Source organism: Paenibacillus sp. 2TAF8 (genome assembly GCF_052114825.1).
Taxonomy (GTDB): Bacteria; Bacillota; Bacilli; order Paenibacillales; family Paenibacillaceae; genus Paenibacillus.
Genome location: NZ_JBFRFN010000037.1, coordinates 1 through 21,008 on the forward strand (window position 1 = coordinate 1; position 21,008 = coordinate 21,008).

25 protein-coding genes and 1 pseudogene are annotated in these 21,008 nt (G+C 40.1%); 2 read left to right on the forward strand and 24 right to left on the reverse strand.

Annotated elements, in window-relative coordinates:
* A pseudogene (locus AB4Z30_RS28825) lies at positions 1-692 on the forward strand (IS30 family transposase); the annotation flags it as partial.
* Positions 693-847: 155 nt separating this feature from the next.
* Here the strand turns inward: AB4Z30_RS28825 and AB4Z30_RS28830 are convergent.
* From AB4Z30_RS28830 to AB4Z30_RS28930, 21 genes are all read right to left on the reverse strand, one after another.
* Positions 848-1,375, reverse strand: coding sequence for an imm11 family protein (locus AB4Z30_RS28830; protein WP_441931103.1), 528 nt, complete (start codon positions 1,373-1,375; stop codon positions 848-850).
* A gap of 164 nt (positions 1,376-1,539) precedes the next feature.
* Complete coding sequence (locus tag AB4Z30_RS28835) at positions 1,540-1,992, reverse strand: SMI1/KNR4 family protein (RefSeq protein ID WP_441931069.1); 453 nt, start codon at positions 1,990-1,992, stop codon at positions 1,540-1,542.
* Positions 1,993-2,270: 278 nt separating this feature from the next.
* Positions 2,271-2,669, reverse strand: coding sequence for a hypothetical protein (locus AB4Z30_RS28840; RefSeq protein ID WP_441931070.1), 399 nt, complete (start codon positions 2,667-2,669; stop codon positions 2,271-2,273).
* 618 nt (positions 2,670-3,287) lie between these two features.
* Positions 3,288-3,611 carry a hypothetical protein gene (locus tag AB4Z30_RS28845; RefSeq protein ID WP_441931071.1) on the reverse strand — a complete coding sequence of 108 codons (324 nt, stop codon included), beginning with the start codon at positions 3,609-3,611 and terminating at the stop codon, positions 3,288-3,290.
* A 59-nt stretch (positions 3,612-3,670) separates the two neighbouring features.
* On the reverse strand, positions 3,671-4,159 hold the full coding sequence (locus AB4Z30_RS28850) for a pentapeptide repeat-containing protein (protein ID WP_441931072.1): 489 nt from the start codon (positions 4,157-4,159) through the stop codon (positions 3,671-3,673).
* A gap of 69 nt (positions 4,160-4,228) precedes the next feature.
* Positions 4,229-5,095, reverse strand: coding sequence for an SMI1/KNR4 family protein (locus AB4Z30_RS28855; RefSeq protein ID WP_441931073.1), 867 nt, complete (start codon positions 5,093-5,095; stop codon positions 4,229-4,231).
* 403 nt (positions 5,096-5,498) lie between these two features.
* Complete coding sequence (locus AB4Z30_RS28860) at positions 5,499-5,912, reverse strand: hypothetical protein (RefSeq protein ID WP_441931074.1); 414 nt, start codon at positions 5,910-5,912, stop codon at positions 5,499-5,501.
* A 457-nt stretch (positions 5,913-6,369) separates the two neighbouring features.
* Positions 6,370-6,732: a hypothetical protein gene (locus tag AB4Z30_RS28865; RefSeq protein ID WP_441931075.1), complete on the reverse strand. Its 363-nt coding sequence runs from the start codon at positions 6,730-6,732 to the stop codon at positions 6,370-6,372.
* A gap of 637 nt (positions 6,733-7,369) precedes the next feature.
* Positions 7,370-7,774: a hypothetical protein gene (locus AB4Z30_RS28870; RefSeq protein ID WP_441931076.1), complete on the reverse strand. Its 405-nt coding sequence runs from the start codon at positions 7,772-7,774 to the stop codon at positions 7,370-7,372.
* A 98-nt stretch (positions 7,775-7,872) separates the two neighbouring features.
* Positions 7,873-8,892, reverse strand: coding sequence for a hypothetical protein (locus AB4Z30_RS28875; RefSeq protein WP_441931077.1), 1,020 nt, complete (start codon positions 8,890-8,892; stop codon positions 7,873-7,875).
* 31 nt (positions 8,893-8,923) lie between these two features.
* Positions 8,924-9,295, reverse strand: coding sequence for a DUF7674 family protein (locus tag AB4Z30_RS28880; protein ID WP_441931078.1), 372 nt, complete (start codon positions 9,293-9,295; stop codon positions 8,924-8,926).
* An 11-nt stretch (positions 9,296-9,306) separates the two neighbouring features.
* Positions 9,307-9,555, reverse strand: a complete 249-nt coding sequence (locus AB4Z30_RS28885; RefSeq protein ID WP_441931079.1) for a hypothetical protein — start codon at positions 9,553-9,555, stop codon at positions 9,307-9,309.
* Between the two features lie 384 nt (positions 9,556-9,939).
* Entirely contained in the window at positions 9,940-10,347 is a 408-nt protein-coding gene (locus tag AB4Z30_RS28890) for a hypothetical protein (RefSeq protein ID WP_441931080.1), read from the reverse strand.
* 205 nt (positions 10,348-10,552) lie between these two features.
* Positions 10,553-10,948: a DUF6258 family protein gene (locus AB4Z30_RS28895; RefSeq protein WP_441931081.1), complete on the reverse strand. Its 396-nt coding sequence runs from the start codon at positions 10,946-10,948 to the stop codon at positions 10,553-10,555.
* A gap of 201 nt (positions 10,949-11,149) precedes the next feature.
* Positions 11,150-11,695 (reverse strand): hypothetical protein, encoded by a 546-nt coding sequence (locus AB4Z30_RS28900; RefSeq protein WP_441931082.1) that lies wholly within the window; start codon positions 11,693-11,695, stop codon positions 11,150-11,152.
* The gene (locus tag AB4Z30_RS28905) at positions 11,682-11,984 is read right to left on the reverse strand and encodes a hypothetical protein (protein WP_441931083.1); all 303 of its coding nucleotides are present in this window, start codon (positions 11,982-11,984) and stop codon (positions 11,682-11,684) included. Before AB4Z30_RS28905 ends, AB4Z30_RS28900 begins: the two co-directional genes overlap by 14 nt.
* A gap of 371 nt (positions 11,985-12,355) precedes the next feature.
* On the reverse strand, positions 12,356-13,123 hold the full coding sequence (locus AB4Z30_RS28910) for a DUF3600 domain-containing protein (RefSeq protein ID WP_441931084.1): 768 nt from the start codon (positions 13,121-13,123) through the stop codon (positions 12,356-12,358).
* Positions 13,110-13,703: a sigma-70 family RNA polymerase sigma factor gene (locus AB4Z30_RS28915; RefSeq protein WP_441931085.1), complete on the reverse strand. Its 594-nt coding sequence runs from the start codon at positions 13,701-13,703 to the stop codon at positions 13,110-13,112. Before AB4Z30_RS28915 ends, AB4Z30_RS28910 begins: the two co-directional genes overlap by 14 nt.
* Positions 13,704-13,995: 292 nt before the next feature.
* On the reverse strand, positions 13,996-14,118 hold the full coding sequence (locus tag AB4Z30_RS28920; RefSeq protein ID WP_441931086.1) for a hypothetical protein: 123 nt from the start codon (positions 14,116-14,118) through the stop codon (positions 13,996-13,998).
* Between the two features lie 176 nt (positions 14,119-14,294).
* Positions 14,295-15,083 (reverse strand): TrmH family RNA methyltransferase, encoded by a 789-nt coding sequence (locus AB4Z30_RS28925; RefSeq protein WP_441931087.1) that lies wholly within the window; start codon positions 15,081-15,083, stop codon positions 14,295-14,297.
* 102 nt (positions 15,084-15,185) lie between these two features.
* Entirely contained in the window at positions 15,186-15,848 is a 663-nt protein-coding gene (locus AB4Z30_RS28930; protein WP_090919680.1) for a potassium channel family protein, read from the reverse strand.
* Between the two features lie 169 nt (positions 15,849-16,017).
* Here AB4Z30_RS28930 and sspI point away from each other — a divergent pair, with 169 nt between their 5' ends.
* Positions 16,018-16,251: a small acid-soluble spore protein SspI gene (gene sspI, locus AB4Z30_RS28935; protein WP_036673259.1), complete on the forward strand. Its 234-nt coding sequence runs from the start codon at positions 16,018-16,020 to the stop codon at positions 16,249-16,251.
* A 149-nt stretch (positions 16,252-16,400) separates the two neighbouring features.
* Here the strand turns inward: sspI and AB4Z30_RS28940 are convergent, their stop codons facing one another.
* From AB4Z30_RS28940 to zwf, 3 genes are all read right to left on the reverse strand, one after another.
* Positions 16,401-17,993: a peptide chain release factor 3 gene (locus tag AB4Z30_RS28940; protein ID WP_441931104.1), complete on the reverse strand. Its 1,593-nt coding sequence runs from the start codon at positions 17,991-17,993 to the stop codon at positions 16,401-16,403.
* A 394-nt stretch (positions 17,994-18,387) separates the two neighbouring features.
* Complete coding sequence (locus AB4Z30_RS28945; RefSeq protein ID WP_053783291.1) at positions 18,388-18,786, reverse strand: DoxX family protein; 399 nt, start codon at positions 18,784-18,786, stop codon at positions 18,388-18,390.
* Positions 18,787-19,292: 506 nt separating this feature from the next.
* Positions 19,293-20,843 carry a glucose-6-phosphate dehydrogenase gene (zwf, locus tag AB4Z30_RS28950; protein WP_441931088.1) on the reverse strand — a complete coding sequence of 517 codons (1,551 nt, stop codon included), beginning with the start codon at positions 20,841-20,843 and terminating at the stop codon, positions 19,293-19,295.
* Between the last annotated feature and the right edge of the window lie 165 nt (positions 20,844-21,008).

Genomic DNA, 21,008 nt, shown 5'->3' on the forward strand with positions numbered 1-21,008 from the left:
CCGGAACAGATCGTAGAGCGTTTGCGTCAGGAAGGTCAAGCGATGGTAGGTTTTAAAACGGTCTATCGTTGGCTTTATACAGGCCGCTTGGTGAAAGGCGTGCTTGCCGTCCTCAGACACAAAGGGAAACGTCGGAAGCCGGCAGAAACACGCGGGCGGTTTGCTATGGGCAAGCCCATCTCGCAGCGTCCGAAAGAGGTCCGTAACCGGGAAACCTTCGGCCATTGGGAACTGGATACGGTGGTCTCGGGCCGTGGGAAAAGCAGGGCTGTGTAGCGACGTTCATCGAACGGAAAACCCGCTTGTACACAGCGATTCGCATGCCGGATCGTACCGCATTGTCCATGGAGATTGCCTTTGGAGTAGCGGCTTCGCAGTACCCTGTCCGTACTTTTCAAACCGCTACCGCAGACCGTGGCAAGGAATTCGCCTGTTACACCAGCCTGGAAGACGTTCATGGCGTGCAGGTGTATTTTGCAGATCCCTATTCCTCCTGCTCCTGGCAACGCGGCTCGAATGAAAATGCCAATGGACTCCTGCGAGAGTTTTTTCCCAAAGGGACGGATTTTGCCCAGATCACGGATGAAGCTCTGGAAAACGCTCTGGACTTGATCAATAACAGACCACGTAAATGCCTGAGTTGGAGAACCACTCACGAATCCTTTTCAGAGGAACTGTCGCACTTGGCTTGACAATCATGTTCCAATCCACCATAGCTTAATAGCATCTGTTATCCTTTTTCATGATAATCTAGCAACCTAGTTAATCATATCGACTTCCTGCAAATAAATTGTAGAAATTAAGTTCCAGTCAATACTCTCAGTAGAAGCCCCATTCTTCACATAAACTAAGTAAATTGAACTCCCTTAATATTATGTCTTTCAAACTCTTTTTTAAGAGAATCAGATACAAGAACATGAGATTTGTAATCTTCATTTCTAACTAAATGATGATTGTTTGGTAAAATTTCAACATCATATACTATTTTATTGAAACTTAATATGGAATCCGTTCCTTTAATTGTAGTGTATTCTGATTTAGTTTTATCAATTACCTTAACAGCACTTACTATGTTTAAAAGATAGTACTCAGGAATTTTCTTTTCACCTATATAAACATTTGCCTCGAATACTTGTACATCTTTAGAGCAAATTCTATGTAATATGTCTATCACTTTTTTTGAAACTACTAATAGAGAACCACTATTGGGTAAAACATCGTTTAAGGATTCTTCAGAACATTCAAATACAATTTTTGGGCAATCAATTGGCTCTGTTAATTCTCTGCCTTCCCTAAAAACAAATCTATCCGTACCACTCCCCTTTACATATTGACCTATTTTTTTGTTTGGGAAATTTTCTGGAACTGACCACATCCACAACAATGATATCACCTCTTAATGTAATACGCCTAAGGGCGGCTATTTTCATTTTAAGCTCTACTTCCATCTCTTCAAAATGTATTTCCCTAACTAATTTATCAATAAGCTCTTCATCTTTTAATTTAATCCAACAAACATAAAAAGGTTATAATTCATCACTATTCCAGTTGTTCCTGCTCTTCATCTTCAACTAATTTAGTAAAAAAATCAAAAAATGTTTTCCATATATCTGGTTTTGATATGAAAGACATTGTACCTATTCTTTCAACATCCGTTGCATCACACCATATAACATATGTATTATTTTCGGTGTTCATAACAATAATACTGTTTGGTGGCTCAGCTAACACAACAAAGTTTGTTGGTAATTTGATTGCGTTTCTAAGCCTGAGTGTTTCATCCACAATATTGGGCATGATATCTTTGTATGCAAAGGCAAAACAACTTATCCCCCCCAATAACCCACCACTATAAAATTTAGCAATATCCAAAAAATCACTCGGAAGTTTCAACTGAAGGTTTTTCTCTATTTTTCTTAAAACATCCTCGTCGACCCCATCTTCAGGATACAATTGAATATATCTCTCACGTATCTCCTCTACACTTGTCATAGATAAAGTCTCCTTAACATTATTTTATTGATATGTTACAGGCCATTTCCAAAATTCACGAGTATCGACACCAAGTTTATGACTAGTCACTCGGCTGCAATCTGTCAGTTCGTTGCCTTGCAGCTGTACTAATACTAATATTCCAAAATAAAAGACCTTGAATGGCAGAAAGCCAATCAAGGTTCCTAGACCTATGTAAAATTCGTTCCTTTAATTGCAGCGTACTCTGAATTAGTTTTATCTATTCTCTCAACACAGCTACTTTTCTTAAAACATACTTAATCTAATTCATAGAATTTTTTCACAGAAACCACTTCAATAGCCTTACAGTAAAAATCAATGAATTGGAATCCATCGTTTTCACCGTACCCGTTATCATCGTGTACATGGTACTCCTGCCAACTTACAATCCCTTCTTTTTTCAAATCACGAATGATCAGACCTTTGGTTAATGGAAAAGTTAAAGCTTTTTGAATTGTCAGATCATTTATTTCATGATATCGAATTTTTAGTTTAAAGGGCTCCATCGTACTTAGAAGAGTCACTTTAAAAGTCAGATCAAGATTACCAACAAAATTATTCTCGAAATCTTCCTCTACACCATAAACTACTTTTATAATTCTATTATATACCCAAGAATCCTTAAGTGTGTTTACGATCATTTCTTCATTTATCATAATATCCTATTTTGATACCTCCAAATCTCAGTCTCACTAAAGAAAATCTTTCGCTATTTCCTGTATTTCAGTATTATTTGATACTCCCCCCCTGTTAAGAAGTACTATAAGCAACTCCGGTACTACTTTCCTTACTAATTCTAACAATCTAAGGTACTCCCACTCATCTTGAAAATTAATTATCAAATTGCAGGTAATATCTGTCCAAAGTTTTACGTATACGTAACTCATAGGGATCATCAAATGATTATCCATAACATTTCTATCCTCCTTGGAGGCAAACAGACTTGTTCGCTCGTCAAGTTGCCTGTCTAATGATATGTGTAGTATACAATTATAATCTTATGTATTTTTAAAGATTTAAATTAATAGCTAAATTCGTAATCACATAGAGCAATGTTTATTGAATGGATAATTATAATGGTATCGTTCTTATACACTGATTTATCTAGAATGTGGCCACTTACTTTCTTCAAACATTAAGTATGCTCAACCAGGTTCAAAGGAACACCACCTATCATTATCAAAAATTTAAATATCTCTTATATTATGTAAGTCGTATCTCTTTTTTCACATTATGATTGTTCGTAATTTCCTCGCCTCTTCTAATATCAAAGATCATATCCCTCCCATTCTTTCTCTATCTTCTGCAATTTGTTTTGACATTTCAAAGCTATTCATGAAGTGGTCCAGAGGTAGCTCCACTTTGTAGTCGCCATCCTGTTCGAAGAGTTGGAAACTCGCATCATTATCAATTAAATCTTCTACTAAATCTTTCATTCTTTCCATCTCTTCATTATTAACATAATCAACTTCCATAAGAAGAACATGATTATCAGTACGAGTTTTAATATCTGACAGACCTAAACTAGTGTGTTTCTTAATGATCGTTAACAACTTACTTGATGTTTCGGATTGTAATGTCACAGAAATCCTTGTCACTGGCAATACCTCCTCTAAATCGTTACAAGCCGTTTTATGCGTTTATACGATCACAACGACTAGGCTTTTATAGCTCCATACTCTAAAGGATTAAAAGAGGCTGGCCAAATTGTACAGTCGTCGTATAAAGCTCCTTCTATGTTAACATCTTCTATCCTCCGGCATAGCATGTTTGCACCTTTCAAATTAGCAGATTTGAAATTAGCATTCCACACGTCAGCCTTAAATAAAATAGCATTAGTTAAATTCGCATGACTAAAGTCAGCTCCTGCGAGATTTGCTTTTGTTAAATTAGAGGATTCTAAATTAGAATTTTCAAACAAACTTACCATCAGTAAAGCACTTGTTAAATTCGCTCGACTTAAGTTTGATTCTTTTAGTTGGGCGCCACGTAAATTCGTTTTCACTAAACTGGCATCACTCAAGTTGGTTCTGTTCAAAATGGCTCTATGCAAGTTTAGTTCATCCAAATTCGCTCTCTCCAACGTGTCTAACTCAAGCTTTATCGCTTCATTTGCAATGCTGTTTATAATAATAATATCGCTCACCTCTTTCTATTTTATCTATTCTCCCATTCATATGGATTTGTTTTTGAAAAAACATGATCTAAGAACTCATCAATTATTTTTAATCATTATTTTTAAATTTTTTATAAACATCTGAAAGCTCGAACCAACACTATAGATAAACTCTTCGTTAAATTCATCCTTTCCATCCCAATAATATACATTACAATCCTCACTCAATCTCAATAGTATTTTCCCTCCTTCAGCAACCTCTCCAATAACAATATACTTTTTTAGCATCTCTCCCTCATACTCAACTAAACTCCAATGTGCTAGATCATATCTTTTATTGGAGTGAATCCCATAAAAAGCTTCCAAAGGAATTGCTTCATTTAATTCTTCAACAATAACAAGAGATAAATGTACAATCGGCGTACCACCATTAAACTGATTGAGGAAATTCCTGTAATCCTCTGGTAAACGAATGTCCATCTCATTCTCTAATCCTCTTATCATATCTTCTGTGGCTCCATCATAATCTTTTTTCAAGTTGATAAAAGATTTCTTCGCTACGATTTTTAAATATCCCTCATATTCTTTAATAAATTCTATTATTTCATCGTCTGTAAGTTGACATGGGCTAAACAACCAAGATATATATTCAAACTTTCTACTTTGTTTCATTTCGTCCCACTGAAAAGGCTTATTTTTTATCATTATTGATAGAGCTCTGGACCATACCCATTCTTTTTTGTTCTCTAACCAATTCTTCCAGCTTACTATTTTTGAAGGATCTCTTTCAGACTGTGCACGCACTATAGTATCAAGTAAACGTGAAGCCAACTCAGCGGAAATCGGACTCGCATTCAGTCGCGGATCAGAAGACATCAAACCAAATTTACTTCCCAATATTAGATTATTGAGCATAAGTAGCTCGGATTCGTTTACAATTGTCATCCCATGTTCTGATAAATTCATTTAATATTATTCTCCTTTACTGAGGAATCTGCATACCAACCTGTCATTTTAGCCGCATTCATCGCATCTACAACTCCTTCGATTTGCTTTGCCGCTTTTTCGATTCCAAACTAGTCCCCTAACTATTCCGTTTTAAAAGGGATCAAATCCCTTTTCCCGAAGAGCGTCTTAAGTTCGGGGCTGAATCCAAATGAACCAACAATATTGTCTTCATAATCCACTAAAATATCAAAGGTCTGATCTTCATGTCCTACTACATATCCATAGAAAACTACACTCCCATGCTGTTATTCTCTTCGTACAATCTTTAGTAAGCCTATGTATTTCTTGAGCTATTCTTTCATACTACAGCATCTTAAAAGATCACCTTCAATGCTATGTAACCGACCAAACTTTCACTGCATTATTGTAATTTTGCAATAAAATCCTCAAACATTTTTCTTGTTGCCACACCACATTTTGGAAGTGTTTCTACAATTCGTTGTATGATTGCTTTTTCATTTGATATCACTTGAATGTTACCTGTACTAATGATCACTCTTAGCGAATCGACACACGTTTCAAATAATTCGTCATTATCTATGCTAGAAAGTAAAATTAAACTCTTTATTATGATCTCATCATTAATACCACTGTCAGTACAATAAGCAAATTTTATTTGCCACTCTATAGATTTTAAAAGAATGTTATTTAATAATTTGTCCCAATCACTGCTATTGAATTTCTCTAACATATCTCTAGCTATTGAAAATCCCTCATCATACCAATAATCCACTGTAAATACCCCTGATAAATACTCGTCTAGTTCTTCATACATACTTGAGTCCTCCTGAATAATGAAAATACATATTACCATTCCTTAATTAAATCCTGACAGTAATGATGTTTCCCCCACTTAATACATTATCACCTATTTTATCAATAGCATCCGTAGGTTCATACCAGGATCTTGATAGACCTATATGCAATCGGGGTATCTTTCTAATCATAAAGTTGCGTTTGATTTGAAAACTGCAAGAAAGCGAAGATATTAAAAAACAGTTCAATCATGGAGGTATCTGACCATTATCGACCTGTTGGTGAAACTTTAATAGATTTAATTAGATGATATAGTTCAAGCCTTTATGTACATACAATCAAAATGACGAAAATTTCATACGGGTAATACAGGGGGGTATATGCGTTATTGCTAGAATCATGAAAGAATTCGCCACCCATCCCACCAATGAAAAAAACTTGAAAGACACGAAGCCAGTCAAGGTTCAAATATTTAGTCATTCCAAAAAATCGACGGTTAATCGGTCTACCCTGATTTGAACATATTTTCCATGGAGATAACCGTAGTCCATCAGGAACTCACTATCAATTTCAAAAGTAATACCACCCACCTCTAAAGTTTCCTCATCAATATCTAGCTTTCCTTGTAAGATGTAAGCGAAACTATTACTCTCTTGTTGGAGCAAATCCTCTTCCAAGTCCACTTGCTTAATAATAAAATCATCAAGTATAGTCACATCGAGTTCAATCTCATAAGCTTCTCCGACAATGAGTTCAAACGGAACTACATTTGCAAATGTAACCAATTGAATACCATTAATTTCAAGTGTAACTTCTTCTTCAATTACGGGACTCATCATAATAACTTTTGCGATGTACTGAATGGAAATCCCCCCTTGGATAGTTCCTTATATTATCTTCTAAACACATGTTTAGGACCTGTATCATATCTTGCTGATCTCTCTCGTTTAAGCTGTTAAATCCTGGAACGATTACCGCCTTAATTACTTTTAATTGTTGTTCTTCATCATTAATATCAAGGCGTTTGATTCGTTACTTTTCTTCTACGGATAAGACTTCAATCGAGCGACAATAGAAACTCATGACATCATTTTCATAATCATGAACGTAATATCTCTTGCTGCTTTCCCAGCAACGATCCTTCATATCAGTTATTTTAAATCCTATTATTTGATTAAAAGCACCACAAAATCCGATAGTTTCAGAGCAGTAACCTCGCTAAAACCTAACAGCACTTGGTATGACTTATTCGCTGCCTTCGTCTCCAAAATATATCCAACCTCTAAAAAGGATACTTTTTCAAAATGTTCGTTATAATCAATATAATAACGAATGCTTGAAACAAGTTTAAAGTCCTTTTCCTGGATTGATACTGGAATTTTTTGAAGAATCAGGTTGAAATTTTTTATAAAATCCACTTTATCACTCGCTGCTCATTATTTTGTCTGGTAAGTATTAATGTAGAACGAATTGATATTATTTGGTTCCTAAAATCTCATCACATTCAATACTTCGCATGAATATCATCATCACACGTAATGCGGCTTTAATTTCACCGATACTTAATTCGGGAAATTCACCCTCGATTAAATGAATTACATCCTTCTGTCCCTCAAGAAAGTACATAATATCTGTTAAAAGAACCTCCTGGTTTTTCACCTTTATTCCATAGATCCCTTTATATTCATCTGTAGAATACTCTCTTTCAACTCTTCCATATTCAAACTTTTGTATAGCATCGATATTAAAAGGCGTATGAGAGGATTGCATGAAGAAACTTTCTTCAAAATCTTTTTGACTATATCCGATTTGATTGTTTTCAACTAATTCTTTAGTGTACTCCTTAAGTTTATCTAAAAAATCACTGTTATTACGAAACATGATTCTCACCATCCATTAGTTTTTCTCGCCCTTTTTCCTTAGTTTGTTTGCTGGATAGTGTAAATCAGTGCAAACCCAAACCAAGTAACTCAGCAGCATTAACTGATCCGGTTTATCTTATCGAGTAATGAATACCACTCATCCTGATGTACATCAGGTACAATTTCCTCATATTTTAAACCAAAAACATAATGACAAAGGAAGTGATTAAAATCCCCCAGATCCTTCTTAGTCCATACTTCTTGATGATCCTGTTTGCAATAATAGATGTGTCCAGAATACTTATTGATCACTAACGGTTCATACAGTATTTGACCTATTTCTAGCCATTGATCTGGCCCGCCCCTAATATCAGCGATCCGATACTGATGTGAAGATAATGTCTCAAATGACCACAGATCTATTGCTCCGCATCTTGCACCATTGAATTGCTTCAAAAACTCCAGATATGATTGCAAAGCGGTATCCTTCATTTCAAGGTCAGACCTTCCCGCACCTAGTTCACCGTAAATAATACTGTCTGGTTCAGCTTCAAGTGTTACTTTCACCTTTGTTATTAAGTCGTAAAGATGTTTATCCACCCGTCTTACCCTCAGCAATTTTGATATTCTCTTACCATTAAACCGGTTGCCCCATCCTCTATTTTCCTCAAAAGAGTACATTAGAAATAAACGGACATCCGGTAATGGAAATTGGTTCTTTTCCATGAATAAAATGATTTGTTCCATACATTTCAGACTATTCTTTCCATGTCCCTCAATGACAGAGTATGCATGACTGATTCCCAATTCAAATATTTCTCTAATTAAAATATGTATCGATAAGTCACAACTTTTATATAATTTACGCAAATACAAATATTCTTCTTTGCTCAAATGAGCAAACTTTTGTTCTTCATAGGTTTCAAACTCCAGCAAATTTTCGGGGATGACCTCAACAATAATTTCATTCCAATCGTCCAAATACCGAATATCAGTAAATGTCCATAAATAGTTTAGCACGATTTCCCAATCATTAATGTCATATTCCAAAGCTGAAATCATGTTCTCCAGGCAGCTTATTGCATAGGCAACTCTGCCTCTTAACGATATGTTACTAAATTGCTCTATGCTCATCATTCACCTTCCAATTAATTTGGAGCGTCATCAGCTAAACTTCTCTCCCTAAAGCTTTATCCGCTTCTATTTGAAGTTCTGTCGTTTTAGGTCCCATGTATTTTTGTGCAGTTTGTAAAATGTTTTTTTCGTTACCTAGAATTTCTAATACCGTAATTGAAAATATATTTATTAAGTGAGTATCTTCATCATTCGAAACTTCTTCAAAATATTCAAATATCCGTTCTAACAGATCGATGTTTTGGTCCTGTCTTATAAGTTCAATGACTACAGGCATGAAAACACTCTCGATTATAACCGTCTCCAACACCTCACCATTAAACTCAATGGATTCTCTGTAGGATGCCTCTGTTGATGGTAAAAACTCTAACATTTTTCTCATAAATGCTTCCGATTGACTAGTCATTGTTCCCACTCCTATGCTAATGGATATGGTTCATCCCAGAGATCTATGGATAACTCCAAATCCATTACTTTCTGAACTGCTTCATCACATCTTTCTATAGTACCAACGTCCACATAATAATCATAATCGAAGCGAACAAACATGGACTCTGACGCTAACTGAATCCAGATGTATTCTCTTAGAGCCAAACGGGCAACATGTTCCATATTTTCAACATTCACTTTCAGGCCTTTTTCCAATAAAAGAAAGAAATCAAGCATTTTATTATGACTCTCCAGAGAAAATTCCTTTTTAGTAATATCGGCTTTGATTCTTTCCAGTTGCAGTGGTTTTTTAAGTTGTTTGATGGTGAGATGAGGTGACCATTTTACCGCACATTACTTTTCCAATATCGGATACCGATGTCCATGTTTCTTTATTACCTGGTTGATACAAAGGTAGTTCGTCCTTTTTATACTTTGACATTTGCCAAACGAAGTGAATACTAATCACCTATTTTCTTATTATTCTTCTTCACAATATCCAGAAAACCGTAAATAGTTATATTCTGTTTGCCAAAGCTGACTTCACACAATTCTGCAGGAGAGAAATGGCGGTGTATGCCGCACTGTTTGAAGCGATCCAAGATATAATGTATTGTTTCATTATAAATAGAAATCTTCTAATGATATAGCTTCTATTGAACTGCAATAGAAATTTATACAATTGAATCCATCATTTTCGCCATACCCACTGTCATCGTGGACATGATATCGTTGGCTACTTTCCCAACCTTCCTCCTTCTTATCATGAATAATTAAACTGTTGGTAAGAGGTATATTCGTTGCCCCCTTTATCGTTAGATTAAATACATTATAGTACTTCAATTTAAGCTTGAATCTCTGGCTACTTTTTATTAGTTCTACTAAAAATGTGAGTTCCAACGTGGTATGAAACGAGTCCCAATCATCAAGGTTAACCATATATTCCATTCCAATTATGCCTTCATAACTCCACGATCCTAATTCATTCAATTGGCTGGTAGTGACTTCATAATTTTTGATACCTAACATTTTTCAGAACCCTCCCACTTCATTAACAAACTCATTTGGGGAACCTCTCAAAGCTTTCCTTGTATGCTCTTTGGAGATGATATTTTTCCTTATGTATATCACAAGTTAAGGACATCCTGCATAGATCATTCCACTGCTTCTCTTCCTAATCCTAACCATCTACGGCACTTCTCCATCTACTTAAATTAATTAATGCATGACATGACTATGTTAACTTCTCACGTTGAAGCGAATCCTCTAGATAAATTTGCTTTGCAGTGATCGTTGTAATAACCTCCACGTATTCACTTTCTTTATTAGCTGAATAAGCAGAAAACGTAAATATAAAAGTATCCCTTTCCTCTATCTTCTCAACCGATAAGTAGTTTATAGTGTCATTAGGTATATAATTACTTGGCTCAAAATGGATCGCTTCTACACTAGAGAACACGATGTAACCATCTTCAATGTCTTCATCTTTGTAATAATTCCACTCCTCCCCCCTGACTCTTGAAATTGTAGTGACTTGTATTTTCACAATTTCGTTCCAGCCATCAATAATGATTTTTTTACAACCTCTGTCTCCCAAATACAATGTATGAATAAAATCATTTGGCTCCACTATGTGTGCCTCCTTTATCAGTTAATATTCTTCATATTCATTGCGCACTTGTCTCTTATTTCGATCTGCTTGGTACGTATGATCACACTTCGTATGACCTGCATTTGTTGCTCTTCATCGTTAATATCTAGTTCGCAGATCTCATCGTACTGTTCCTCTGTAAGGGCTATTCTCTTTACCATCCGAAATCAGCTTCTAAATTCAAGTTACTAGTAACTCTTCTTTGATTATATTTTTATCACTCCAAGGGGAATTCAAAACAAATTCATTCATCAATAAAACCATGAGGATTTCAGTAATCTTCGAGAAAACGGATTCACTGGAACCCACTACACTATGAGCACCTAGTCCAAACACAATACTGCCAGAATACTTCCAATGAGCGTCTTGTATCTTTTTCTTAGCTGCGATCATAATTGCATCTGCATATTCTCCTGGAATGCCTGTGTATATGATTTCCTTAGGTCCCAATGCAGAGCAATATAATTCATGTTCATTATTACTTTTTTCAACTTTAATTAACAATTCCGAGGTCTCCTCAGGTATGTATTCTACTCCCAGTAACGCATAGTAAGAGCTGTTTCTAGCCAATTTAAGTTCCATCACAATTTGAGTATAGGTGGAAACCAAGTTCTGATTTAAATGTATTACGGTTTTCAACTCTTTAGCTGTTTGATTAAAAACAATCGGAGCCTTCCCTTTCCAGACCACCGCCTTATTGAAATTACCCAAATCATAAACTTCCATCCGTGCCCTCCTTATGAATAACACCTTTCTCAGCAGCTTTCCCTAGCCTAATTAGAAATTGCAAATGTTTGTCAGTGAAATGTTCATGCAAGTTCTCGATTTCATCATCCAGAAAATTTCTCTCAATATTGTCTAAACTGGCAGTTAAAATGGCAATCATGCCATAGATGTTATACTCATCCCACTCCTCATATAAACTCCCCCAATTTTCTATCACATCCACTAAGCCACGAAAATCATTGATCTCTCTGAACGGTTTGGTCCAATCCGCATTGCGCTCACTATCCATATCCCGCTCCTTTCATTGGCAGAGATAATCAACACCAATATTCAATTCTAAAATTGCCTCAAACACCTGTATATCTTTTGGACATAATTTTTGCAGGATATCCACTATTCATCACTAATACATATTCTTCCTTACTAATAATATCATGAAAAGAACCTCCTGTACTTCACAGTTCCTGATATAAAAAACCGCTGTATCCTTGGATACAGCKGTCTCTTTGTCCATTTTCTCCTGTTCGTTTACGTTAATTATGCATAGTTTGAAATGCCGTTATCTGTCTCTTTATTACTAAACATCCAAAAAGGCAAACATCACCAGCTTTATTGCAATGCTCAGGCTATCCGTATTCGTCAGGCCACCGACAGCATGATTCAACGCACATCCAGCCCGATCTTTTCCAAATACACACTCATACGCTCTGTTAATTGATCCAGATCAGCCCGCTGATCCTTGGATAATCGATCCATGTGATATCTTCCGTCCTTGTCTTCCACTGTCGTTTTGTACGTCTTCATCTGTTCATATACAGATCTAAAGTCGGCATATTCTTCCTTCGTAAATAACTTTTCTGCCTTGGAAAACTGTTCCGACCAAAATTCATCCTCGTCCATAAGCCTCGGTGAAACAGGTATAGATGTTGATGACTTGTTCTCTAACGAATTCATTTTATCAAAAAAGGGCTCAAGCTTTGCTGTAATCTGCTTGTACTTTTCCTGCTCCTCTATACTCCAGCCATCCGGATTCATTTTCCCCTGCGCATCAGCATGGGTCACTGCCATTTCTCCAAATTGTTTGAGCAGTCCCATATAAAGCCCGAATTCACTTTCCGTAAAATGAGCCTGTGCCTGTTGCAGCTTTGCTTCCAAACGCTCGTAATCTGCTGCTGTCCCACCTAAAGGGGTAATATTTTCCCGTGAACCATATATACTGTCAGCCAGATAAGTATACCCTGCGTAAGCTCCTGTAGGGATAAGAAGCGCTGCAAGTAGCAATATGCTCACCCGCCATGTTTTGCTTCGCTGACTATTAGTCGTTTTTTTGTGAGTCCCATTCATTACATTATGTTTGACCTGATCCGAGATGATCCAATCTTTCGTTTCCTCCTGATATGCCGACCGTAACTGTTCATCCAATTTCATTAGCATTGTCCACCTTTCTCGCAAGTTCAGAGTGTAGTTCCTGCTTCTGTCTCAACTTGGTGAGTGCTGCGTGAATTCGAGATTTGACTGTCCCCAGCGGGATATCTAAAATGTCAGCGACTTCTTCCTGGGTATATTCATTCAAATAGTGTAACGTCACTACCTGCTGCAACTTGTAAGGCAGACGATGCACTTGCTCCAGTAAGTGACGATTCGCCAGTCTATGGATTAAATGAGAGGAGAAATCAGCCTCCAAACCCGTTTGGGTATTCATCTGCTCCATTCGTTGCGAGAATTGTAATTGCATCATTTTCCTACGTCGATAACTTTTGATCTGTCGCATGCTAACTCCCATTAACCATGGCTTAAAAGTACGTTCAAGGTCATATCTCTCCAAGGATCGATAAGCCTGAATGTAAATTTCCTGCACCAGATCCTCAGCATCCGCCGCATCATGTACCAGAAAACGAACCGTACGATACACGTCCGTTACTGTCTTTTCATATAACTCTCCATAAGCCTCATGTTCTCCAGCCAAGGTCAGCCGCACCAATGTTATGTACTCATTCTCTTCACTCATTTTCCATCTCCTTTCTGCTGATACTATATATTGGTTTTGATCTATGATATCGTTCGATTTATTTTCATGATCCGTTTTCTACATCAAAAAAATACCCCAACATAATCTACATCCTATTATAGATGCGATCATTTTGAAGGTATTTATCTGAAAATCAAACTACGCTTAGATTTTAGTCCTATTCCCTGATTTCGGTTATCTTCACAGCTCACGAATTATTTTTTTGTTTGAATACTAAAAATGTCTGTAATCTGTTCAACCTGTATCCTTTGAATCCCTATATCATCTGAAGCTACTTGCAAATTACCCTCATCAAAAGCCCAAGCAGTCCCCGAACAACTTCTCCAGATTTGGTGATAACGACAACCTCTTTTCTCCCTTCAACGGTCCAGTTGATAAATTCTACTTGGTTCACTTCATTTTACCTCCCCTTATATGTATTTTATAATCAGAGTATGAAAGACAAAAAGACTGGGGGAACGTTTGCCAAGACAACGCATCCCCCCAGCCTTCAGGATAGGACTGATTTTTAGAGTCTAGAGAAGTAACTAGTCTCAATTGATGTTATAAACCATATCCATTTTTTTAAAATTAACCGATCCGCTGCCGCATCGCTTCAAACAACAAAATCGTTGCTGCCATCGCAGCGTTGAGCGACTCGGCTTGTCCTTGCATTGGAATCGTAATTGCATCATCTACGAGCTGTGCCGTGGTGTCTGAGATGCCCTTGCCCTCATTTCCTATAACAAGCCACACCGGCTGGGTAAAATCATAACTGTAGCACGAATGCTCTGCCTGTAAAGAAGTGCTAACCAGCCTTACACCGGCAGATTTTGCTTCAGGAAGCAACGACTGCAGTTCTCCCTCCACAATGGGCAAATGAAACAAAGAGCCCATCGTTGATCGAATCGTCTTCGGGTTGTACACGTCCGCGCAGCCAGTGCCGAGAACGACACCTGCGGCTCCTGCAGCATCCGCACTACGAATGATCGTGCCCACGTTACCAGGGTCTTGTACACCATCCAGTACAACGACCAATCCTTGCCGCCCTGCAATCAGACTTTGCAGCGGTTCTTTGCTTTTTCGCACAATGGCTAATACCGGCTGAGGTGTCATCGTATCCGTACATTTAGCGATAACGGCAGGAGAGACACTAACCCATTCTACTCGTTTCAGGGGATTCTCCAGTCCCGCCAGTTCTACAGGCACTCCCTGCTCACCGTCATACACGATACACTCCAGATCAGCTCCGGCACGTAGCGCTTCCTGTACGAGATGAATGCCCTCGATTATATATTTATGTTGACGGGTTCGATGCTTTTTCTCCAGCAACTGTGCCCACTCTTTTACACGTGTATTTTGCGGTGATACAATATCCATCGTTCCATCCTTCCCGTTTGCGGGCTCACTATTTCAACCTACAGCACTCTGCTCACAAACTGCCCGAGCCTGCTCTTCGTTTAAATGTCCTATATTCTTTAATCATTTCGGATAGGCCAGCTCAAGTTTCGTCAGATGATCCTTGTGCCCTACAATAACCAGCACATCTCCATCTGCAATCCGATCCTCGGCATAAGGAGAGATGTTCATCGACCCACCGCTCTTGATTGCCATGACATTACAGCCAAAGCGTGCCCGAATGTTCAATTCCAGCAGGTTTTTGCCAATCATCTGCTCGGATGCTCTGATCTCCAAAATGCTGTAATCTTCGGATAATTCAATATAATCCAGAATGTTGGGCGATGTCAGGTGATGCGCTACACGAAGACCCATATCCCGTTCCGGGTAAATGACTTTGTCCGCACCAATCTTCTGCAACACCTTGCCATGCAATTCATTCTGAGCTTTTACAATCAATACGGGTACACCCATATCCTTCAATATCAAAGTAGTCAAAATACTCGCCTGTATATCTTCACCAATCGCTACAACGACAACGTCAAAATTACGTATCCCCAGCGCTCGCAGCGCTTCTTCATCCGTTGAGTCTGCCGATACTGCATGGGTCACCACATTGGACATCTCCTGTGTCCGTTGCTCGTTCGCATCAATCGCCAGCACGTCAAATCCCATACCGCTCAGTGCATTCGCTATACTTGATCCGAATCGTCCCATCCCGATTACAGCATATTGTTTCTTCGCCATCAGGGTATTTAACCTCCCGCTGCATTACGGCAAGACGTACCAATTCCTGTACGATGCCAACGTAAATAATCCTTCGTAGTATACCACAAAGACGGAAAAACTTGAATGCGCTCACCCTCCACAGGGAACAGTAATACGGCAGCCGAATAAACCGAGGAGGGAATTTGCGATGCCCATTACATTAAGCCTGCGTGAAGCGATTGTTCATAAGGTTCATGACAAAAGTGATGACCAGCTCCGGGAGATGATCGAAGGTTCAGTGGATGGACCCGAAGCAGCGTTGCCTGGACTTGGCGCCATTTTCGAAATGATCTGGAAGAACACAGAACCTGCCAAGCAGGAGGAACTGATTCAAATCGCGCAGGAGCATCTGCACACCATTCCCGTTCAACCGCTTCGATAATCGAAGCACTGACGGGTGAAGGGAACCATCAAACCGTTTGTTCTGTCTGCAAAAAAAACTCCCCTCCTCCGGCAGGATCAATCCCGCCGAGATCGGTAAGGGTAAAGCAAAAAAATCCCTCCACCATGCGGCGGAGGGATTTCATTATATTACCGTGACATAGGCGCAGTTTCAAGGAACTTCGCTGTCGGATTTTTATCTATAGCTGTTCTCATCGCATACTCATTCTCGAAGAGTACAACATAGTTTCCTTTTTTATCTTTTACCAGGGCAGAGTTAATCCGGAATTTACTCGGGTCTAAGTTCTCGTCCACGATCCAGCGGGCAAACTGATACTGCATCCGTTGCAACTGTACATCTACCCCGTACTCACCCTTCATCCGGTATTCAAATACCTCGAACTGGAGCTGACCAACTACGCCCAGAATGGTCTCGTCAAAACTCACCGTGTTAAATACCTGAATGGTACCTTCCTCCGTAAGCTGATCGATCCCTTTTTGATACTGTTTGTGTTTCAAAGCATTTTTAACCGTTACCTTCGCAAAAATCTCTGGCGAGAACGTTGGCAATTCATCRAATACGACTTCACTGCCCTGACTGAGCGAATCCCCAATCCGGAAAATGCCCGGATCGAACAGACCGATAATATCACCTGCGTATGCTTCTTCAACAATATCCCGATCTTGTGCTAGGAATTGCTGTGGTTGGGACAGCTTAATTTCTTTGCCTACACGGTTATGTTTCACACTCATGCCACGCTCGAACTTGCCTGATACAATCCGCAAGAACGCGATACGGTCGCGGTGCGCCGGATTCATGTTCGCTTGAATTTTGAACACATAACCAGTGAACTTCTCATTCGTTGGTTCAATTTCGCCTGCTGTACTCCGGCGCGGTTCTGGCTTCGGAGCCAGCTCCAGGAAGTTCTCCAAGAACGTCTGCACACCAAAATTGTTGATGGCACTGCCGAAGAAAATCGGAGTCAGTTCACCCTTCTGTACCTTTTCCATATCAAACGGGTCACCTGCTACATCCAAAAGCTCAAGCTCCTGACATAGCTGGTCATGCAAGTACTCTCCCGCCATCTCGCGGATAATCGGATCTTTGTATCCATCAACTTTTTGCACTTTGATCGTCGAATGATCATCGCCTTGGAACAGCTCCACCTGATTTTTCATCCGGTCGTACACACCGCACAGATCACGGCCTGTACCGATCGGCCAGTTCATAGGCACGGAGCGAATACCTAATACGTTTTCCAGCTCTTCCATGAGATCAAACGGACTTTGACCCTCGCGGTCGAGTTTGTTGATAAATGTAAAGATCGGAATGCCGCGCTTCGCACACACCTGGAACAATTTAATCGTCTGTGCCTCGACACCTTTTGCCACGTCAATCAACATCACCGCGCTGTCGGCAGCTGTCAGTGTACGATACGTGTCTTCACTGAAATCTTGGTGACCAGGAGTATCCAAAATGTTAACCCGATGATCCAGATAATCGAACTGCATTACAGAGGACGTAACCGAGATCCCCCGCTGTTTCTCAATTTCCATCCAGTCACTTGTCGCGTGTTTGCTCGCTTTCCGTGCTTTAACTGTTCCCGCAAGGCGAATCGCGCCCCCGAACAACAGTAGCTTCTCGGTCAATGTCGTTTTACCCGCATCGGGGTGAGAGATAATGGCAAACGTGCGACGTTTGTCCACTTCCTTTTGAAGAATGTTATTTGCAGCTTTGCTCATAGCGTCTATCCCTTTCATCCGTTCATTCACGTTAATCCGGTCAGCGCCGGTCATCCATAGATTCACTTGGTAAACTTTCAAACGTAGTTGTAAACTCTGAAACTTTATGCCACCCGGCTAAGCCAGTTGATTATAAACTCGCATGTCATCCTCATCATCAGAGGTACACGATAAATTCATTTTACACATTTACAATGGAGTTCATCCTTTCAGATCAGTGCTTCCATTCATGCTTTTTTCCTCGTTCTCAATTCAACTCTCCTATTGTACCATAATCTGTGATGAAAATAACCGATTACGTTCCACCAATTCAACACTTTTCTTCGCAAAAAAGAACCCTTCTGCCATTCAACTGGCATCCGGGTTCCTCTCATGTCTTACAGATCATTTGATTTTAGAAAATCAGTGCATCCAGCGCATATTGCCCGCCGCCTGTCAGAGCCAGAGCTACACCCACCACAAGGATGGCGAGGTTATACTCGAATCCGTTCTGTGTAGACCAGTAACCGTTAGCGCCGTGTACTTTAACGATGGCAATCACCATAGTCAGTGCGATCAAGATTCCGCCTACCGGTGTCAGCAGACCCAGCGCGAGCAGCAATCCGCCTCCGAATTCAGCAAGTCCTGCCAGCAAAGCAACGAGTGCACCAGGTTTCATACCCATGGATTCAAACCATCCGCCTGTACCTTTGATTCCGTATCCTCCGAACCATCCAAACAACTTCTGTGCCCCGTGCGCCATGAACGACAAACCAATCACCAAACGAATCAACAACAATCCTACATCCAACATCATTTTCTTTTCCTCCATTCGATATATACAAAATAGTATTCTTAGATTAAAGATATTATGCGAAAATTTTTTCATGAATTCTGTCTGCCCGCAAACTCCTTCAACTGGTTTACCTTTTATCTCATGAATGTTCCTCTGTGCCGGATATATATATTATGTTTTGCCCGAACTCAGCAGGTCTTTTGCTTAACTCTTTAACTCATGTGTTGAGTATAAGTTATTCACTTACTTTTTGTCAACAACTTAATTTAAATTATTTATTTCCTTTTGATGGAACCTCTTATGATCTATTTCTATGTCGGTGACTTCGATTCAATATCAATGAAAAAAAGCCTGAAAGACCGCATCTCTCATGCGATCTTCCAAGGCCCTCTTATAACACAGATAGTTGAACTAAAGGGAGTTACACAGAGCATTCCGATAGCAAACCACCTGAACAATCGTTGAACATTCGCGTTATCCCCTAATAACTTTTAAATTCCCTTATGGTCGATTTCCTCATGAGCTTAACCGTTCACATGCCAAATGACGCTATCCTCATCCTGCCCATTCACTGGCCACCAGTGGAAACCATCCTGCTCCAGCAACTTGGCTGTCGCCTCCGGGCCCCACGTTCCTGCGGGATACGTGTGAAGTTCACCTTGATTGCGCCCCCAAGCGGCCGCGATCCGGTCAACAAAAGACCATGCTGTCGCTACTTCATCCCAGCGGGTGAAGTATGTTGAATCGCCTTCTGCTGCATCATGCAGCAGGCGCTCATAAGCTTCGGGCGAGTTGATTCCGATCATGCAGCTCTGGCAGAAGTCCATCGCCAAGGGCTGGATCTCGGAATCCGAGCCCGGCTTTTTGGCATTGATTTTGATATAAATGCCTTCCATCGGATTTACCCGAATCACGAGCAGATTCGGTTCCAGCTTATATTTTTTACCAAGGTATACGTTATTCGGCATCGATTTGAACTCAACTACAATTTCCGTTGTTTTCACCGGCAGACGTTTGCCTGTCCGAATGTAGAACGGCACGCCAGCCCAGCGAAAGTTATCTACGAATACGCGTGCTGCAAAGTACGTCTCCGTATTGGACTCCGGATCAACCTTGTCTTCCTGACGATATCCCGGAAGCTGTTTACCGCGGTACTCCCCTTCCGTATACTGGGCACGTACAACGTTGTTACGCACCTCTTCATCTGACGTAAACTCTCGCAGGGAACGGAGCACCTTTACCTTCTCATCCCGGATATCCTCCGGGAACAGACGACTTGGCGGCTCCATCGCAATCATCGTCAGCATCTGCAACATATGATTCTGCCCCATATCACGCAGGGCGCCGGAGTGATCATAATATCCACCGCGCTCTTCAACGCCGACCGTCTCCCCCAGTGTAATCTGAACGTTTGCAATGTGTTTATTGTTCCAGAGCGGTTCGAAAAAGGCGTTCCCGAAGCGAATCACCTCAATATTTTGCACCATTTCCTTACCCAGATAGTGGTCAATCCGATAGATTTCCTCTTCCTTAAACACCTCGCGGATCTGTTCATTCAGCTTCTCGGCCGATGGCAGATCATATCCAAACGGCTTCTCAATCACCAGACGATTCCATCCACTGCTCTCCAGCATGCCGCCATCTCTTAAACTGTACGACACACTGCCAAACAACTCAGGCGCCAGTGCCAGATAGAACAGCCGATTGCCTGGCGTTTTGAATTTAGCTTCCAGCTGTTCCGTCTGCTCCCTCAGTTCCCGGAACCCGTCCACATTGTTGATGTCCAGCGATTTGTATTCAAAATGCTCGGCAAAAGCGTTCCACTCCTGCGAATCCCCTGCCGGATAACGGCAGAACTCCTGAATGGATTCAAGAAGATCGTCCCGGAATTGTTCCTGTGACCTCAGACGACGCGCTACCCCAATAACCGCGAAGTCATCAGCAAGCTTGCCTTCACGGTATAAACTGTAGATGGCCGGAAACAACTTCCGGCGGGCCAAGTCTCCCGTTGCTCCAAAAATGAAAAATACTGCACCTGGTGTCTGTACTTCATTTTGCATCTGTTGATTGTCCATAGGCCCCTCTTTCCTCCGGGAAGACCATCTAATTCGCTTCCCGAGCTATGTAATAGTGTTCAGTTCAGTCAATCTGATTAAACTAAATGACAATTACCAGCAAGTCCCAACTTGGATGTGATGCTATTTTAGCATATCACCTGCCAGGATTCAGCTATAATATCA

What these genes read in the sequence shown, in the direction of transcription:
- AB4Z30_RS28835 (WP_441931069.1), bottom strand. Translation starts at nt 1,992, where the DNA reads ATGACAAGTGTAGAGGAGATACGTGAGAGATATATTCAATTGTATCCT.
- AB4Z30_RS28865 (WP_441931075.1), bottom strand. Translation starts at nt 6,732, where the DNA reads ATGATGAGTCCCGTAATTGAAGAAGAAGTTACACTTGAAATTAATGGT.
- AB4Z30_RS28900 (WP_441931082.1), bottom strand. Translation starts at nt 11,695, where the DNA reads ATGGAAGTTTATGATTTGGGTAATTTCAATAAGGCGGTGGTCTGGAAA.
- AB4Z30_RS28925 (WP_441931087.1), bottom strand. Translation starts at nt 15,083, where the DNA reads ATGGATATTGTATCACCGCAAAATACACGTGTAAAAGAGTGGGCACAG.
- AB4Z30_RS28905 (WP_441931083.1), bottom strand. Translation starts at nt 11,984, where the DNA reads ATGGATAGTGAGCGCAATGCGGATTGGACCAAACCGTTCAGAGAGATC.
- AB4Z30_RS28915 (WP_441931085.1), bottom strand. Translation starts at nt 13,703, where the DNA reads ATGAGTGAAGAGAATGAGTACATAACATTGGTGCGGCTGACCTTGGCT.
- sspI (WP_036673259.1), top strand. Translation starts at nt 16,018, where the DNA reads ATGCCCATTACATTAAGCCTGCGTGAAGCGATTGTTCATAAGGTTCAT.
- AB4Z30_RS28910 (WP_441931084.1), bottom strand. Translation starts at nt 13,123, where the DNA reads ATGAAATTGGATGAACAGTTACGGTCGGCATATCAGGAGGAAACGAAA.
- AB4Z30_RS28840 (WP_441931070.1), bottom strand. Translation starts at nt 2,669, where the DNA reads ATGATAAATGAAGAAATGATCGTAAACACACTTAAGGATTCTTGGGTA.
- AB4Z30_RS28930 (WP_090919680.1), bottom strand. Translation starts at nt 15,848, where the DNA reads ATGGCGAAGAAACAATATGCTGTAATCGGGATGGGACGATTCGGATCA.
- AB4Z30_RS28860 (WP_441931074.1), bottom strand. Translation starts at nt 5,912, where the DNA reads ATGTATGAAGAACTAGACGAGTATTTATCAGGGGTATTTACAGTGGAT.
- AB4Z30_RS28870 (WP_441931076.1), bottom strand. Translation starts at nt 7,774, where the DNA reads ATGTTTCGTAATAACAGTGATTTTTTAGATAAACTTAAGGAGTACACT.
- AB4Z30_RS28885 (WP_441931079.1), bottom strand. Translation starts at nt 9,555, where the DNA reads ATGCTTGATTTCTTTCTTTTATTGGAAAAAGGCCTGAAAGTGAATGTT.
- zwf (WP_441931088.1), bottom strand. Translation starts at nt 20,843, where the DNA reads ATGGACAATCAACAGATGCAAAATGAAGTACAGACACCAGGTGCAGTA.
- AB4Z30_RS28875 (WP_441931077.1), bottom strand. Translation starts at nt 8,892, where the DNA reads ATGATGAGCATAGAGCAATTTAGTAACATATCGTTAAGAGGCAGAGTT.
- AB4Z30_RS28890 (WP_441931080.1), bottom strand. Translation starts at nt 10,347, where the DNA reads ATGTTAGGTATCAAAAATTATGAAGTCACTACCAGCCAATTGAATGAA.
- AB4Z30_RS28830 (WP_441931103.1), bottom strand. Translation starts at nt 1,375, where the DNA reads ATGTGGTCAGTTCCAGAAAATTTCCCAAACAAAAAAATAGGTCAATAT.
- AB4Z30_RS28945 (WP_053783291.1), bottom strand. Translation starts at nt 18,786, where the DNA reads ATGTTGGATGTAGGATTGTTGTTGATTCGTTTGGTGATTGGTTTGTCG.
- AB4Z30_RS28880 (WP_441931078.1), bottom strand. Translation starts at nt 9,295, where the DNA reads ATGACTAGTCAATCGGAAGCATTTATGAGAAAAATGTTAGAGTTTTTA.
- AB4Z30_RS28855 (WP_441931073.1), bottom strand. Translation starts at nt 5,095, where the DNA reads ATGAATTTATCAGAACATGGGATGACAATTGTAAACGAATCCGAGCTA.